This is a genomic window from Polaribacter sp. HaHaR_3_91, from assembly GCF_019278525.1.
Taxonomy (GTDB): Bacteria; Bacteroidota; Bacteroidia; order Flavobacteriales; family Flavobacteriaceae; genus Polaribacter.
Genome location: NZ_CP058986.1, coordinates 2,552,002 through 2,568,930 on the forward strand (window position 1 = coordinate 2,552,002; position 16,929 = coordinate 2,568,930).

The window sequence follows — 16,929 nt, forward strand, 5'->3', positions numbered from 1 at the left end:
TTAATATAAAAATTAAATTTAATTAACATATTCTCAAATAATATACTATTTTTGCACCGTGTTTGAAAAAGCACTATTGAAAGCAACTTTGTAAACTGTTTTTGAGATAAATATTTGAATTAGTAAGTAAAAAAAACCATCTCAAATGAGATGGTTTTTTTATGAAAATTAATAAAAGTAATTTTTAAATTACCTTAATACAGCTTCTAAATTCTTTTCGAATGATTGCTGTAATTTTTGCATTATTTTATCTATTTGTTTGTCTGCTAAAGTTTTTGTTTCATCTTGTAATAAGAAACTAATTGCATACGATTTTTTTCCTTCTGGTAATTTATCACCTTCGTAAACATCAAATAAATCAACCTCTTTTAATAGCTTTTTTTCAGCTTGAAAAGCTAAATTGTATACTTCGTTAAAAGAAACTTTAGAGTCTAATAATAAGGCTAAATCACGTTTTACAATTGGGAATTTAGATAACTCACTTACTTTAATATTCTTATTTCCTACTAATTTTAAAATAGTATCCCAATTAAAATCAGCAAATAAAACCTCTTGCTTAATTCCGAATTCTTTTAATAAAGAAGCTTTCACAACTCCAAATTCTACTAATTTTATTTTTCCTAAACCAAAAGAAATTCCTTCAGAAAAAATATCTTGTTTAGATGGTGACGATTTTACTTTATCTATTCCTAATCTACTTAATAAAGAAGTAATAACACCTTTTAAGTAAAAGAAGTCAGTTGATTTACTAGCAACACTCCAGCTTTCTTTTGTTCTGTTACCGGTAACAAAAAGCGTTAAATGTTTGTTTTCTTCGTATTTCTCGTTGTATTTGTGATATGTTTTACCAAATTCATAAAATTGTAGTGAGTTATTTTTTCTATTGATATTATAACTAACAGATTCTAAACCACTAAACAATAAAGATTGACGTAATACTTTTAAATCGTTACTCAACGGATTTAACATTTCTACATTTGCCTCTTCATTAATATTCTCAGACAATGCCGTGTATTCTGGCTTTGTTAAAGAATTTGCCATTGTTTCGTTAAAACCTAAAGCACTTAATTGGTTTGCAATAACGTTCTCTATCTTAGTTTCTTTATTAGAATCAAAAGAAATTGAAGTATTTAGTTTGTGAGAAAATTCAATATTATTGTAACCGTATACTCTTAAAATTTCTTCAATAATATCTGCTTCACGCTGTACATCTGTTCTGTAAGAAGGTATTGTTAAGCCAAGACCACCGTTAGTTACACTGTTAATTTTAATTTCTAAAGAAGCTAAAATATTTTTAATGGTTTCCTTAGGAATCTCTTGTCCTATTAATCTATACACATGCTCAAAAGACAAAAATACTTGAAAATCTTCTATTTTAACAGGATAAAAATCAGAAACATCTGATGCTAATTTACCACCTGCATATTCTTCAATTAACAATGCTGCTCTTTTTAAAGCATATTCTGTTGTATTTATATCTATACCACGCTCAAAACGGAAAGATGCATCTGTATTTAAAGCATGTCTTTTGGCTGTTTTACGAACACTAACCGGATTAAAATAAGCACTTTCTAAAAATATAGATTTTGTATATTTTGTAACTCCAGAATGTAAACCTCCAAAAACACCTGCGATACAAAGCGGATTAGAATCTCCATCACAAATCATAATATCTTCTGATGATAATTCTCTTTCAACTTCATCTAAAGTGGTAAACTTAGTACCTTCTTCTAATGTTTTTACAAGTATTTTATTTCCTTTTATTTTCTGAGCATCAAAGGCATGTAAAGGCTGTCCTAATTCATGTAAAACATAATTTGTAATATCTACAATATTGTTTTTAGGTGTTAAGCCAATAGCCTTTAACCTATTTTGAATCCATTCTGGCGAATCTTTAACTTCTATATCTGTAATCGTAATACCACAATAACGAGGAGTAGCTTCTTTACTTTCTACTTCTACATCTACGCGTAACGTTCTTTCATCTACATGAAAATTACTTACAGAAGGAGATATCAATTCTAACTTAATGTCTTGCTGAATTAAACCTGCACGTAAATCTCTTGCAACACCAAAATGACTCATTGCATCAGATCTATTAGGCGTTAACCCTATTTCGAAAACATAATCTGTTTCTATTTTAAAAACTTCTGCAACAGGTGTACCCGTTTTTAGTTTTTTATCTAAGACTAAAATTCCGTCATGCCCTTTACCTAAACCTAATTCGTCTTCGGCACAAATCATTCCATGACTCTCCTCTCCTCTTATCTTACCTTTTTTTATTTTAAAGCCGTCACCCTTCTCGTCATATAAAGTAGTTCCAATAGTTGCAACTGGCACTTTTTGTCCTGCAGCAACATTAGGTGCACCACACACAATTTGTACGGGATTCTCTAGGCCTAAATCTACTGTAGTTACTTTTAAACGATCTGCGTTAGGATGCTGTATACAAGTTAAAACCTTACCAACAACAATTCCTTTTAAACTTCCTTTTATAGATTCTTTGGTTTCAATTCCTTCCACCTCTAAACCTAAATCAGTTAACAATTCTCCTGTTTTAACAGGCTCCCAATCTATCTGCAAAAATTGTTGTAACCAATTGTATGATATTTTCATATTATTTTTTTCCGGGTTTGTTAACTGCAAATTTACTTAAAATCTACTTTTTATCATCCATTTTAATTCTAAAAAGTAAGTTTATTTTTAATATTTCTAAAATAAATTATAACGTGTCTTTAAATCTGAATAATGTTGTAGAAAACACAGAATTATCAACTACTTTCTAGCAAATGTTTTATTTCTGAAGAGCACCAATTACAGCCTCTTTTTTTAGTTTCGGACCTGTACTATAAAAAAGTTGCTACTTCTAAAGTTTAAATGTATTTTGATTACATTTTTTTTATTAAAATTAAAAATTAGTTCGTAAAAAAAGTTAGAACAACCTAATTATGCATTTATAAAACTGGTTTTAATATTTTAAATTGAAGAATTTATTGCATATATTTTACTTCGATAATTATCGAAAAAAAAACACAAAATAAAGTAAGGATCTTGTCTAATTTTATTGAAATATTTTTTGATTGACCTTCTTAAAAAAGTAGTAATAAATATTAGCAAAAGTGACACCTACTAAAGCGCCTACAATAATATCTAGAGGAAAATGTACTCCTAAATACAACCTACTATAAGCGAAAATTAATGGCCAAAATAAAACAAAGTAGATATACTTATATTTATCTTTTAAAAGTAATACTACAAAAACAGAGAAAAATGTTGATGTAGAAGCATGCCCAGAGGTAAAACTAAAACTCTGAGGAGTAATTAGCGTTCTTAATAAGTGCTTTATTTCTGGATCGTTATTAGGACGTAAACGTTGTACCGAATTTTTTATAAGGTTCGTAAATTGGTCTGAAAAGGCGACCAATAAAATCATGGTAAGAATCATAAATCCACCTTGTTTCCAACCATAAGCCTTAATGGTTAAATAAAAAATAAGAATAAACAATGGGCTCCAATAAAGCTGATTGGTAATTACCAACCAAAACGGATCCCATTGCTCACTCCCTAAACTGTTTAGAAAAATTAATAACTCTTTATCTAAATGTATAATATTTTCTAACAAATTATTTTCCAATTTTTAATACTTCAACTTCAAAAACTAAATCAGATTTTGCAGGAAAAGGACCATATTTTTCTTCACCATACCCTAAATAGTAAGGGATAAATAAACGTACTTTTTCTCCTTCGTTCATCGTTAAGACACCTTCTTTAAAACCTGCAATCATAGGTCTTTGAGTATCATTTAACTGACAAACAAAAGGTGTTCCACTAGTTTCTGCTGTAGACTGAATTTTTTTACCATCTGCAGTATACAAGGTATAATTAATAGTTAAAGGTTTGTTGTCAACTATTTTTTTTCCAGAAGTTTCTTTTAATTTTAAAATGCGAAGTCCAGAAGATGTTTTTTCTGCTTTAGCTTCATCCATTTCATCTAAAAAAGCCGCCTTTTCTACTAAATAATTAGCATATCTTGCTTTTTCAACTTCATCTTCAGCTTTCTTTTTATCTTTTTCTAAATTTGCGAAATCTCCTAATTGAGTATCAAAAACTTCTGCGGCATTAAAGCTATTTGCTTCAGCCCCAAGTTTAAGAATCTTTACAGATAAAATAGTATCTTTTTGTACAATACTATTTACAACAGACATTCTTGTAGAATCTATTGCTTTGTTTAACTGTAAAGAATCTTTAATTTTACTTTTTAATTCTTTTAACTGAAGTGCGTTTATTATTGTTTTACCAAACACAGCATGTTTACCATCTAAATGTGGAATTGGTTTATGAGTAATAAAAAACTGAGTATTGTTGGTTGTTGGTCCTGCATTTGCCATAGAAAGAATCCCTTTATCATTATGTCTGTACATTAAATCTCCATCTTCACTCTTTGGAAATTCGTCACCAAAAACATAACCTGCATCTTTTCTTCCACTAGCAGTAAAACCACCACCCTGAATTACAAAGTTATCTACAACTCTATGAAAAATAACACCTTCATAAAAGTCTTTACCTTTTAAAGAATCTACTAACTTGCTATTTGTTCCTTCTACAAGAGAAACAAAGTTTGCAACTGTCATTGGTACATCTTCTGCATATAATTCTACTAAAATCTCCCCATTATTGGTTAAAATTTCAGCATAAACTCCATCATTAAGTCCTTTGTACTTTTCTGGTGTAGTGCTGCATGCAGTTAATAAAATAACAAATGCAATTAAGTATTTTAAATTCTTCATCAAGTATATTATTTTGTAATTTCTAATAATTCTACTTCAAAAATTAATGTAGAAAATGGCTTAATATCTGCACCTTTTTGTTGTGCTCCGTAAGCTAATTCTTGAGGTATAAAAAATTTGTATTTAGAACCAACATTCATTAACTGCACACCTTCTGTCCATCCTTTAATTACTTGGTTTAATCCAAATTCTGCTGGAGTACCTCTATCTACAGAGCTATCAAAAACCTTTCCTTCTATGTTAGTTCCATGATAATGAACTTTTACTTTAGTTGTTGGTCCTTCTGGCTTGTCTCCGTTACCTTCTTTTAAAACAATGTACTGTAAACCACTATCTGTAGTAATTACACCTTCTTTTGTTTTATTTTCTGCTAAAAAGTCAATTCCTGCTTTTTTATTTTCTCCAAACTTAGCTTCTGCTTCACTAGCTGCTTTTTCTTGCTGCTCTTTCATTTGCTCTGCTTGTTTCTTTTGAAAATAAGGGCTAATTACACTCTGAATATCTTTAACATCTATTAATAAATTAGTAGAATCTAAACCATTTCTAATTGCCTGTGTAAGAATATCTTTATTTACTTCTTCGAAACCAGATCTTAATTGACCAGACATACTTAAACCAATTGCATAACTAACAGAGTCTATTTCTGTTTCTAAAGATTTAACTTCTTTTACTTGGTTACCACAAGAAACCATAGATGCAACAACAGCTACTGCTAAAATACTTTTTACTACTTTCATTTTTAATTATTTATATTGATTAATGTTACTGTACTCTTAATTGATTGATTAATTCCTATTTTATTTCCATCTCCAGAAACGCCATAAGCACTATAAGACGGAATCACAAATGTAATGGTTTCTCCAACTTTCATCAACTTTATTCCTACTTGAAGTGCAGAAATAAAATCTTCTTTATCTACTCTATAATTTTTCACCCCTAATTCGTCCTTACTATAAATTGTATCTCCCTGTAAATCAGCAATATTATACGATATCACCGTAAGATCTCCTTCTTTTGGAGTTGGAGCGTTTTCTTCTATTTTGTTGATGTAGGCATACCAAAATCCATTAGGAGAAACTTGATATGTATTTACTGAATCTTTTTTAATTACGTCTAAAATCTTAGCTTCTTCTAAAGCATTTAACTTTATAGATTCCTTAATAGTTTCCTTTAATACCGTTGTAGAGGCCTTAGGATTAATCGGTTTTCTAGGCTCTATTTTAGAGCAACCTATACATAAAATTGATGTTAGAACTAAAATTTTAATTTTCATAAGAAGCTTTTAATTCATTTTGATATTGTGGTAATAAACTAACAAATTTGGTCACTGTCTCTGCCATGGAAATGTCAGACCTTCCTCCTGCTGCATTGTCATGTCCGCCTCCAGAAAAATGATTCCTTGAAAATTGATTTACAGAAAAAGTTCCTTTAGAACGGAAAGATATTTTTACCATGCCTTGCTCACTATCTTCTATAAAAATTGCAGCAAAAATAATTCCTTTCAAAGAAAGTGCATAATTTACAACACCTTCTGTATCTCCTTTTTGAAAATCGAATCTCTTTTTTTCTTCCGAAGACAACGTAATATAAGCGGTATTGTACGTTGGTAAAATTTGTAAATTACTTAATGCTTGTCCTAATAACAACAATCTATTATAAGAATTGGCATCATATACATTATTATGTATTTTATCATTTTTTGCACCTTTATCTATTAAAGCGGCAATAATTCTGTGCGTAGTACTTGTGGTAGATCTAAAACGAAAAGATCCAGTATCTGTCATAATACCTGTATATAAACATGTAGCAATATCTGCATCAATTAAATCTAAATCGGCATTCATTTCTATAAATTGATATACCATTTGACTTGTAGAGCAAATAGTAACATCAGAATACATATATTTTACATCATCTGGTTGTTGATGATGGTCTATCATCGCAAAATCGTTGGGATATTTTTCTAACGTTTTTTGCATATCAGTACCTACTCTATGCAACGTATTAAAATCTAAAAGAAAAATAAGATCTGAAGCTTTTATGGCTTTTTGAGATTGATTATTTTGCCAATCGAAACGATAGGTAGTTTCTGAACCTGGTAACCAATGTAAAAATTCTGGATATTCATTAGGCACAACAACAGTTGCATTGTGTCCTTTTTTATCTAAATAATGTTTTAAAGCTAATGTAGACCCCATAGCATCTCCATCTGGATTTCTATGCCCTACAATTACAATATTTCTCGATGTATCAAGAAAGCTTTTTAACTCTTCCAATCCTTTTAAAATCATAAGATGCGAAGATACAATTTAATAACATTGTTCAAAACATATTTTCTTTTACATTTCTGTTAAAATAAACCCATTTAGTCTTAAAATTTAACAATTAGAATCTACCTTTTAGTTGTTTTTATTTAGAATATTAGTAATCCACTAAAGGAACTTACTACAATAACACCAATGATTTTTACTTCTAGCAGACTTATAAATCCCTACAATTATTTCACTAAAAAAACGGATAAATATAGCGTACAAAATGCAGCTTCAGAGCTTAGTTTTAGACTTTTAAAATTCAATTTTAAGAAAAAAGAAATCTCCATAGAAATGCGGGGTAAAATAATAAGTTACAACAAGAATTCACACAAGTTTACCCTTAACTTGCAGTTAACATTAAATAATGTACTTTTGCAAAAATATAAAAAATAGAATGGCAACAAATAGAACATTTACAATGCTTAAACCAGATGCTGTAGAAAACGGACATACTGGAGCAATTTTAGACAAAATTAACGCTGCTGGATTTAGAATTGTAGCTTTAAAGAAAACTCAAATGACACAAGCAGATGCTGAAACTTTTTATGCTGTGCATAATGAGCGTCCGTTTTTTGGTGAGTTAGTAGAGTTCATGACACGTGGACCAATTGTAGCTGCAATCTTAGAAAAAGATAACGCTGTAGAAGATTTTAGAACCTTAATTGGTGCTACAAATCCTGCTGATGCTGCAGAAGGTACAATTAGAAAATTATACGCAACTTCTATGGGAGAAAATGCTGTACATGGTTCTGATTCTGATGAAAATGCAGAAATTGAAGGAAACTTTCACTTTTCTGGAAGAGACCAATTTTAAGAATTTATAAAATTCTTGAAAACTATATTTCATAAAAAAACTCACAACGAAAGTTGTGAGTTTTTTTGTTTTAACATTATTCTTATAAACAGTACTTGTTTTGCAACTCTTCTACCTCATTGGTATTGTAAGTTTTATCATACTTGTATTCTTTTGCTTTAGCTAAAGCATTACAAGCTTTATCTAATTGATTATTTTCTATATAAATTAAAGCTAAACATTTATAAGCATAAGAATTAACCGTGTTTTCTTCTAGGGATTTTTGTAAATCTTTAATAGCCTCTTCAAACCTACCTAATTTATAATATATCTCTCCTCTTGTTGCCCAAATAGTTTTTTCAACTGAAATATCTTTTTCTGATAACTTATGACTTCTTTTATCCGCTATCGTTTTCTCTATAAAACCTACAGCTTTTGTATAATCTCCAGTTTCCAAATAAAGTTTCGCTTTATTAAAGAAAGCATAATAATTATTCGGATTAATATCGTGGCATTTATTTAAATACTCTAATGCTAAGTCATAATCTTTAGCTTTTAACAGCAACCAACCTAAATTATTTAAAACAGCTTGATTGTCACCTTCAATAGCTAAAGCTTTAAAATTATACATCAATGCTTTTTCATAATCTTCAATAGCGCTATAAACAATAGCCAAACTATGATATATACTTCTTTGAGAAGATAATCTTATTTCATTTGGACTTAGATTAGAAAGAATAAAGTTAAAATCTTCTAAAGCTTCATCGTAAAAACCAAGTCCCGAATTTAATTTAGCTCTTCTAAAAGCCCACATTAAATTATCTTTACCATAAGGTAAAAAACCATTACATATTCTTATTTTTTTATAACTTTTCTTCCCTTTAACAACCGCTCCTTCCAAAGTATAATCAACACGATTTTTCACTTTATCCTTTTTATACTTCCAAACTGTTTTAACATTACCATTTGGATAGTAAAAGTTAGCAATACTATCATGATAACCTTTAGAGTTAAATACGTAGTTAGACCTTAAAGCACCACTTTTATAAAAAGTTTTATAACCTAAAAATTTTCCAGACTTAAAATTCCTTGCAACTCTTAAATTTCCATTCTCATAATAAGATTTAGCGGGTAAATCTTTATAAAGTTTAGCTCTTTGAGAAAACCCCAACAGTGGGCATAATAATATAAAAAGACAAATTATAAATTTATTCATACCCTCTTTTTTTTATCATACCAACAATAATTTAGAAATTACATCATCGCCAATTTCTTCATTCATCATTTTTACAATCTTATCTTTACCATAACTTAATTCTTCACGTAAAACAGAAGACGTTAACTGAATAACCAATGTTTTATTTTGCAACTTAACAGAAGTGGTATGATTGGCAACACCAGGTCCCATCATTTTATTCCAAGTTTCTTCTATTTTAATTTTTTGCATTCCTTTACTCAAGTTGTTTTCCTTGATAAAACTTTTCATTAAATCTTCAATAGAAAAGGAATCATTTTCTCTTTTTGCCATTATATAATAGATTATTGGATTTTTTGAAACTTTAAAACTAATATTACAATTTAAAAATCTGATATTCTTTACTCCCATGCTTTAATATATTCTCTGTTCTTTCAAAATGCGTATCTGTAATAAATATCTGTCCGAATTCATCGTTATTTACCAAATCTATAATTTGAGACACTCTATTTTCATCTAATTTATCGAAAATATCATCTAATAATAAAATAGGAGTCACTTTGGATTGTTGCTTAATAAACTCAAACTGAGCCAATTTTAAAGCGATTAAATATGATTTTTGCTGTCCTTGAGAACCAAATTTTTTAATAGGATAATCGCCAATATCAAAACTTAAATCATCTTTATGTATGCCTGAAGTTGTATACTGTATAATTTTATCTTTTGTTAAGGACTTTTCTAATAAATGCTCCATAGAAAAATCATGCAACTGACTTTTATACAACAAATTAACACGCTCTTTATCACCAGAAATTATTTGATATTTCTCATTAAAAATCGGAATAAAACCTTCTAAAAAACTTTTTCTAACTTCGTAAATACGCGCTCCAAACTCAGAAAGTTGGTCGTCATAGACACTTAAATTTAAAGCATCAAAAGTTCTATTTGCTGCAAAATATTTTAACAATGCGTTTCTTTGACTCAGCACCTTATTATAAGACAATAAATCTTTTAAGTAAGTTTTGTTTTGTTGAGAAATTACGCCATCTATAAACTTTCTTCTTGTATCACTCCCTTCGGTAACCAAATCTCTATCTGCAGGAGAAATAATAACCAATGGTAACTGCCCAATGTGCTCAGAGAACTTCTCGTAACTTTTACCATTTCGCTTTAAAACCTTTTTTTGACCTTTTTTTAAGCTACAAACAATTTTCTCATTTCTATCGTTTAAAAGATAGTCTCCTTCTATCATAAAAAAACCTTCTCCATGTCTAATATTCTGCAAAGCGACAGAATTAAAGTAACTTTTTGTAAAAGACAGGTAATAAATAGCATCTAGAACATTCGTTTTTCCAATACCATTATTACCCACAAAACAATTTATTTTCTTCTGAAAATCAAAAGTTTGCGACTCAATATTTTTAAAATTAAGTAAAGAAATTTTCTGTAAATACATGGATAAATTTTGATATTGAAAACGTTTTGCAAATTATTGAAAATTTAGCGAATTATCCGCTTTTAAAATCCAATTAAAAAAACTATTTTTGTCGCCACTAATTTTTAAGGAAACAATGGCTACATACAAGAAAAAATACAAGGCAGAAAGTAAACAAGTAGAAAATCAAATTGATGAATCTGAATTTGAAACAGCTGGAGTATTAAATACTTTAGACGAAACAGCGTCTAAATCTGAGCAATGGATTGAGAAAAACAACAAACCATTATTTTTATCTTTAATAGCAGTAGTAGTATTGTTTTTAGCTTACATGGGTTATACTAAATATGTAGTGGAGCCAAACGAAACAAAAGCTTCTAACGAGTTAGCTTTTCCTAGAAAATATTTTAACGAAGCGTCAATTGCAGGTTCTGGAGTAGATTCTTTATTAACTTTAGGATTAGAAGGTGCAGATGGTAATTATGGTTTCTTAGACATTGCAGATTCTTTTAGCGGAACGGATGCAGGAAACTTAGCAAACTATTATGCAGGTGTTTCTTATTTACAAATGAAGAAATACGACAAAGCAATTGAGCACTTAAGTAAATTTGATTCTGATGATGAGTTATTAGGTCCAGTTTCTATTGGTGCTATTGGTGATGCTTTTGCAGACATTAACCAATCTGAAGATGCTTTAAGTTACTATGAAAAAGCTGCAAACAAAAAAAGTAATGATTTTACAACTCCATTATACTTATTTAAAGCAGGTCAAATTGCTATGGAATTAAAAGATTTTGGTAAAGCAGAAACATTATTTACAAAAATTAAAGAAAACTATTCTAAATCTGACCAAGGTAGAGATATAGAAAAATATATAGCAGCAGCTAAATACGCTAACTAAAATAGTTCGCAGTAAAACAGTACAGTTGGCAGTAAATAACTAACTAAAAACTGATAACTGCAGACTGAACACTAAAAATATGGCTACAACCAATTTATCAGTTTACGATAAAACAACAATCCCAAATGCGAAATCTTTTCGATTTGGGATTGTTGTTTCAGAATGGAATCCTGAAATTACAGGGAATTTACAAAAAGGTGCAATTGAAACTTTATTAGATTGCGGTGCAACTAAAGAAAACATTATTTCTTGGGATGTTCCTGGAAGTTTTGAATTAGTTTATGGTTGCAAGAAAATGATTGCAACGCAACAACTTGATGCAATTATTGCCATTGGAAACGTAATACAAGGAGAAACTAAACATTTCGATTTTGTTTGTGAAGGCGTTACCCAAGGTATTGTAGATTTAAATGTAAAATACGATGTTCCTGTTATATTTTGTGTTTTAACAGATAACACAAAACAGCAATCTTTAGACAGATCTGGAGGTAAATTAGGTAACAAAGGAACAGAATGTGCTGTTGCAGCAATTAAAATGGCTGCACTTAAAAATATTGATGCTACTTCAGAAAGTATTGGTTATTAATAATAACCATTTCCCTACAAGGTTTCTCTAACCTTGTAGGGATTCTTTTATTTTCCCTAAAGCTCTCTCTACACAGTTTTTAAAAAGTTTGCAAGAAAAATTAAGAACTCTTTTAACATCTTTGTTTGAAGAATTCCTTTTAATTCTGTAAATTTGAAACACTTATAAAGTTGGTATAATCCTTGATTTATTCTAGAATTTATAAACCAATAATACTAAAACTATGGGATTTTTAAAACGTACTAATAAAAAATTTGATTACCAACCTCGTTTTTACAAAGGAGAAGGTAGCCCTTTTAAAATAGAACACAAATTAGATCAGTTTAGAACAACCACTGGTAAAAATAAAGGAATTAAAGGTAAATTTAGTGATGCTTTTGATGATTTAAAAAATTCAGACAGAAGCGTAAACAAAACACTTTTTTATATTATCGCAATTTTAGTACTTATCTTTTTGTACATCATAGATTTCGATTTATCCATTTTTCAATAAAAATTAATGTCGGATATTATTCAATTATTACCAGATCATGTTGCTAACCAAATTGCTGCAGGAGAAGTCGTTCAACGCCCTGCTTCTGTTGTAAAAGAGTTGCTAGAAAACGCCATTGATGCTGGTTCAAACAATATAAAACTTTTATTAAAAGACGCTGGAAAAACGTTAATTCAAGTAATTGATAACGGAAAAGGAATGAGTACCACAGACGCTAGAATGAGTTTTGAGCGTCATGCAACTTCTAAAATCCAAAAGGCAGAAGATTTATTTAACCTGAACACCAAAGGTTTTAGAGGAGAAGCTTTAGCATCTATTGCTGCCATTGCGCATGTAGAATTAAAAACAAAACAAGACGACGAAGAGCTAGGTACTTGCATAAAAATTGAAGGAAGTAAAATTGTATCACAAGATTTTATTTCTACTAGTAAAGGAACCAGTATTGCTGTAAAAAACTTGTTTTACAATATTCCGGCAAGAAGAAATTTTTTAAAATCGGATACTGTAGAAACGCGTCATATTATAGATGAATTTCAAAGAGTAGCTTTAGCGCATCCAAATATTGCTTTTTTAATGCATCATAATGATAATGAAGTTTATCATTTAAAAAGCAGTAATTTAAGAAAACGAATTGTGAGTGTTTTTGGTACTAAAATGAATGAAAAGTTAGTTCCTATAAACGAATATACTGATATAGTAGGTATAGAAGGTTTTGTTGCGAAACCAGAATTTTCTAAAAGAAAAAGAGGAGAACAATTCTTTTTTGTAAACGATCGTTTTATAAAAAGTTCATACTTAAATCATGCAGTGGTAAATGCTTTTGATGGTTTGTTGGAACAGGGATCACATCCCTCCTATTTTTTATACCTAACAGTACCTGCAAATACTATTGACATTAACATTCATCCAACTAAAACAGAGATAAAGTTTGATAATGAAAAAGCATTGTATGCCATGTTAAGAGCTACTGTAAAACACAGTTTGGGCCAATACAATGTAGCACCTGTTTTAGATTTTAATAGAGATGCTAATTTAGATACACCGTATCATTTTAATTCAAAACCAAAATCTACATCTACACCAAAAATATCCGTAGATCCAGATTTTAATCCATTTAAGGAAGAAGCAAATAAAGAAATTCATACGCCGTTTAAAAGCGAACCAAAAACAGAAAGTTGGGAATCTCTATATACTCCTACTATTGCAGATACAGAAGAAGAGATACAATCGGAATTATTTGACAATCAACAAGAAATAAAAACACAAAAAACATTTCAAATTCAGCGAAAATATTTACTAAGCTCCATAAAATCTGGTGTAGTTTTAATCAATCAATCTTTAGCGCATCAACGTATTTTATATGAAGACTTCTTAGAAAGTATTACTGTAAAAGAAGCTAACAGTCAGCAATTATTGTTTCCCGTTAAAATTTCTTACACATCGGCAGAAATAGAAATGATTTATACTATAAAAACTGAATTAGAAAATGCTGGTTTTTCTTTTGATGAATTTACAAAAGACAGTGTTACTATAAAAGGAATACCTGTTTCGGTTACAGAGAGTAAAATAACAATTATCTTAGAAGAGTTATTAAGTGATATCGATTTAGAAGTACCAGATGCTAGTTTTAGTCATTTTGATGTAATGGCAAAATCATTTTCAAAAACATTGTCTATTAAAACAGGTACACAACTTTCTGAACGAGAACAAGAAGGATTGGTAAATGATTTATTTTCTTGTAAGGAACCGACCATTTCTCCTTTTGGAAAACCAATTTTTAAAACATTAACATTAAACGAAATAGACAATCTATTTAACAGTTAAAAATGAACACGAAACTTACAGATGCCATAAAACATATAATTATTATAAATGTAATTTTATTTGTTGCACCACAACTTTTAAAATTAGATTTTACAAATATCTTGGCTTTACATTTTCCTGAAAATGAACATTTCGGAATTTGGCAGTACGTAACACACATGTTTATGCATGGTGGTTTTAGTCATATATTGTTTAATATGTACGGTTTATGGGCGTTTGGTACTCCCTTGGAACAAATATGGGGAAAAAAGAAATTTATCTTTTTCTATTTTTCCGCAGGAATTGGAGCCGGAGTAATTTACACATTAGTCAATTATTATCAATTTAACGGCATCTATGAACTTTTTATAAATGCAGGATTAAATAATTCTGAAGTTTTATCTATATTAAAATCTGGTAGCACCAATGATGCTCGTATTATAGGTGCCATTACGCAAGATCAATTTAATCAAATAACCTCTTTATACAATACTCCTGCAGTTGGAGCCTCTGGAGCTGTATATGGTGTTTTAGTAGCTTTTGGTCTTTATTTTAAAGATGCAAAATTAGCATTGATATTTTTCCCTGTTCCTATTGCTGCAAAGTACTTTATACCGGTAATGATTTTGGGAGATTTATTCTTTGGAATGACTAAATACTCTATTGGAAACATAGCTCATTTTGCACACGTTGGAGGGGCTTTAATAGGTTTTATAATTGCTTGGTATTGGAAAAAGAATGAATTTAAAACATATTAATGAGTTTTATAGACGACATAAAAAACCGCTATAAAAGCGGAAATATTGTAGAAAAATTAATCTACATAAACCTTGCTATCTTTGTATTCACCTTGTTAACATCTGTTTTTCAAGATTTATATAAAGGTGAAATTAATTGGGTAGTTTCATGGTTTTCTTTGGATGATAATTTTACATCATTACTGACCAAACCTTGGACTATTATTACTTATGGTTTTTTACATGCCGACTTTCTACACATTCTTTTAAATCTAATAACTCTATACTTTGTAGGAAACTTATTCATCGAGTATTTTACACAAAAACAACTATTAACCTTCTACTTATTAGGTACTTTTTTTGGTGGTGCATTGTTTATTTTAAGCCACATCTACTTTCCTTTGTTTCAAGATCAATCTTCTATATTAGTAGGAGCTTCTGCAGGAATTTCAGCCATATTTATAGGAATTACCACATATATACCCAACTATCAATTAAAAATACGTTTTATTGGTTTTGTTAAACTATGGTACTTGGGCGCTATTTGGGTAGGTTTAGATATATTAGCACTCTCTGGAGGAAATGCTGGTGGACATTTTGCCCATTTAGGAGGCGCTTTATTTGGCTTTTTATATGTTCAAAGAGCTGCCAATAAAGAAATACTTATTTTCGATAAAATAGCAGCCCTATTTTCAACAAAAAAGAAACCTTTAAAAACTGTTTATAAATCGCCAAAAAAAACAGTAAAAACAAATAAAGGCACTTCTATAAACCAACAACAAATAGATGCTATTTTAGATAAAATTAGCAAGTCTGGTTATGATACTTTAACAAAAGAAGAAAAAGAATTCTTATTTAAACAAGGAAGGTAATAGTATGAAAAATTTGTCCCCCATAGATAAGGTTTTATATTTTGTAAACTCAATATTAGCAACCCTTCTATTGTTATCATATGTACTACATTTTATATCTCCCGTTACCATACCATTTGTTGCAATTATAAGCCTTTTTGTACCTTTCTTAATGATAATTAACCTGCTTTTTGCTATTTACTGGTTAATTAAGTTAAAAAAACAATTTTTATTATCTGTTTCTGTTTTTATTATTGGAGTCTTTTTCTCATCTCCTTTTTTTAAAATTTCAGGGAACAACTCTTCTTTAAACAGCGATTTAAAAGTAATGAGTTATAATGTAAAAAGCTTCGATCTTTTTCATAAAAAAAAGGACTCAATAGTACAAGATGGTTACGAATTTATCACTGAAAAAGACCCAGACATTATTAGCATACAAGAGTACTATAAGTCAAATAAAAACAACTTCTCTTTTCCATACAAATACGTAAAACTTCGTCCGAATAGTAAAAAATACGGAATGGCGATATACTCTAAACATAAGATTATTAATGCTGGATCTTTAGATTTAAATAGTGCTGGCAATAATATTATTTTTGCTGATATATTAAAGAAAAAGGATACCATCAGAATTTATAATATCCATTTAGAATCTTTAAGAATAAAGCCAAACGAAGAAAATTTTGGAGAAGAAAATTCAGAAAAATTAATAGAGAGGGTTTCTAATTCTTTTAAAGAACAAGCAGAACAAACTATTCAATTTTTAGCGCATGAGAAACAGTGGAAAGGGAAAAAAATTGTTTGTGGAGACTTTAACAATACAAGTTATTCATGGGTATATAACCAAATAGCAAAAGATAAAAAGGATACTTATATAGAATCTGGTAAAGGTTTTGGTAAAACCTATGATTACTGGTTTCCTATGAGAATAGATTTCATTTTAACCGACCAAGAGGCAATTAGCAACAAGTTTACAACCTATTCAGAAAAATACTCAGACCATTTTCCTGTTATGGCAAAAATTAATTGGTAAAAT

17 protein-coding genes are annotated in these 16,929 nt (G+C 29.5%); 8 read left to right on the top strand and 9 right to left on the bottom strand.

Annotated features, from left to right (window positions below; all coding sequences use genetic code 11):
* Positions 1-189: 189 nt before the first annotated feature.
* The 6 genes from pheT to H0I27_RS10765 all read right to left on the bottom strand — a co-directional run bounded on the left by pheT (position 190) and on the right by H0I27_RS10765 (position 7,078).
* The gene (gene pheT / locus H0I27_RS10740; protein ID WP_218730708.1) at positions 190-2,616 is read right to left on the bottom strand and encodes a phenylalanine--tRNA ligase subunit beta; all 2,427 of its coding nucleotides are present in this window, start codon (positions 2,614-2,616) and stop codon (positions 190-192) included.
* 445 nt (positions 2,617-3,061) lie between these two features.
* Positions 3,062-3,634: a phosphatase PAP2 family protein gene (locus tag H0I27_RS10745; protein ID WP_218730709.1), complete on the bottom strand. Its 573-nt coding sequence runs from the start codon at positions 3,632-3,634 to the stop codon at positions 3,062-3,064.
* Positions 3,624-4,787: a peptidylprolyl isomerase gene (locus H0I27_RS10750; RefSeq protein WP_218730710.1), complete on the bottom strand. Its 1,164-nt coding sequence runs from the start codon at positions 4,785-4,787 to the stop codon at positions 3,624-3,626. Before H0I27_RS10750 ends, H0I27_RS10745 begins: the two co-directional genes overlap by 11 nt.
* 8 nt (positions 4,788-4,795) lie before the next feature.
* Entirely contained in the window at positions 4,796-5,524 is a 729-nt protein-coding gene (locus H0I27_RS10755) for an FKBP-type peptidyl-prolyl cis-trans isomerase (protein WP_218730711.1), read from the bottom strand.
* Positions 5,525-5,526: 2 nt separating this feature from the next.
* Complete coding sequence (gene gldI, locus H0I27_RS10760; protein ID WP_218730712.1) at positions 5,527-6,060, bottom strand: gliding motility-associated peptidyl-prolyl isomerase GldI; 534 nt, start codon at positions 6,058-6,060, stop codon at positions 5,527-5,529.
* A complete protein-coding gene (locus H0I27_RS10765) occupies positions 6,050-7,078 on the bottom strand; it encodes a bifunctional oligoribonuclease/PAP phosphatase NrnA (protein WP_218730713.1) in 1,029 nt (342 codons plus the stop codon). Before H0I27_RS10765 ends, gldI begins: the two co-directional genes overlap by 11 nt.
* 415 nt (positions 7,079-7,493) lie before the next feature.
* Here H0I27_RS10765 and H0I27_RS10770 point away from each other — a divergent pair, with 415 nt between their 5' ends.
* Complete coding sequence (locus tag H0I27_RS10770; RefSeq protein ID WP_218730714.1) at positions 7,494-7,913, top strand: nucleoside-diphosphate kinase; 420 nt, start codon at positions 7,494-7,496, stop codon at positions 7,911-7,913.
* Between the two features lie 82 nt (positions 7,914-7,995).
* On the opposite strand, the gene H0I27_RS10775 is transcribed toward H0I27_RS10770, so the two are convergent.
* Genes H0I27_RS10775 through H0I27_RS10785 form a run of 3 tightly spaced genes read right to left on the bottom strand, consistent with a single transcriptional unit; the run spans position 7,996 to position 10,543 of the window.
* Entirely contained in the window at positions 7,996-9,108 is a 1,113-nt protein-coding gene (locus H0I27_RS10775; protein ID WP_218730715.1) for a tetratricopeptide repeat protein, read from the bottom strand.
* A gap of 15 nt (positions 9,109-9,123) precedes the next feature.
* Positions 9,124-9,420: a DUF721 domain-containing protein gene (locus H0I27_RS10780; RefSeq protein ID WP_165733384.1), complete on the bottom strand. Its 297-nt coding sequence runs from the start codon at positions 9,418-9,420 to the stop codon at positions 9,124-9,126.
* A gap of 43 nt (positions 9,421-9,463) precedes the next feature.
* A complete protein-coding gene (locus H0I27_RS10785) occupies positions 9,464-10,543 on the bottom strand; it encodes a DNA replication/repair protein RecF (RefSeq protein WP_218730716.1) in 1,080 nt (359 codons plus the stop codon).
* Positions 10,544-10,631: 88 nt separating this feature from the next.
* On the opposite strand from H0I27_RS10785, the gene H0I27_RS10790 reads away from it, so the two are divergent.
* From H0I27_RS10790 to H0I27_RS10820, 7 genes are all read left to right on the top strand, one after another.
* A complete protein-coding gene (locus tag H0I27_RS10790; RefSeq protein WP_254712656.1) occupies positions 10,632-11,423 on the top strand; it encodes a tol-pal system YbgF family protein in 792 nt (263 codons plus the stop codon).
* A gap of 79 nt (positions 11,424-11,502) precedes the next feature.
* A complete protein-coding gene (gene ribH, locus H0I27_RS10795; RefSeq protein ID WP_218730717.1) occupies positions 11,503-12,009 on the top strand; it encodes a 6,7-dimethyl-8-ribityllumazine synthase in 507 nt (168 codons plus the stop codon).
* A 223-nt stretch (positions 12,010-12,232) separates the two neighbouring features.
* Positions 12,233-12,502 carry a riboflavin synthase subunit beta gene (locus H0I27_RS10800; RefSeq protein WP_165733387.1) on the top strand — a complete coding sequence of 90 codons (270 nt, stop codon included), beginning with the start codon at positions 12,233-12,235 and terminating at the stop codon, positions 12,500-12,502.
* A gap of 6 nt (positions 12,503-12,508) precedes the next feature.
* Positions 12,509-14,326: a DNA mismatch repair endonuclease MutL gene (gene mutL / locus H0I27_RS10805; protein ID WP_218730718.1), complete on the top strand. Its 1,818-nt coding sequence runs from the start codon at positions 12,509-12,511 to the stop codon at positions 14,324-14,326.
* A 2-nt stretch (positions 14,327-14,328) separates the two neighbouring features.
* Positions 14,329-15,063 carry a rhomboid family intramembrane serine protease gene (locus tag H0I27_RS10810; RefSeq protein ID WP_165733389.1) on the top strand — a complete coding sequence of 245 codons (735 nt, stop codon included), beginning with the start codon at positions 14,329-14,331 and terminating at the stop codon, positions 15,061-15,063.
* Positions 15,063-15,914 carry a rhomboid family intramembrane serine protease gene (locus H0I27_RS10815; RefSeq protein WP_218730719.1) on the top strand — a complete coding sequence of 284 codons (852 nt, stop codon included), beginning with the start codon at positions 15,063-15,065 and terminating at the stop codon, positions 15,912-15,914. The genes H0I27_RS10810 and H0I27_RS10815 overlap by 1 nt, the downstream gene beginning before the upstream one ends.
* 4 nt (positions 15,915-15,918) lie before the next feature.
* The gene (locus H0I27_RS10820; RefSeq protein ID WP_218730720.1) at positions 15,919-16,926 is read left to right on the top strand and encodes an endonuclease/exonuclease/phosphatase family protein; all 1,008 of its coding nucleotides are present in this window, start codon (positions 15,919-15,921) and stop codon (positions 16,924-16,926) included.
* The last annotated feature ends 3 nt before the right edge of the window (positions 16,927-16,929 follow it).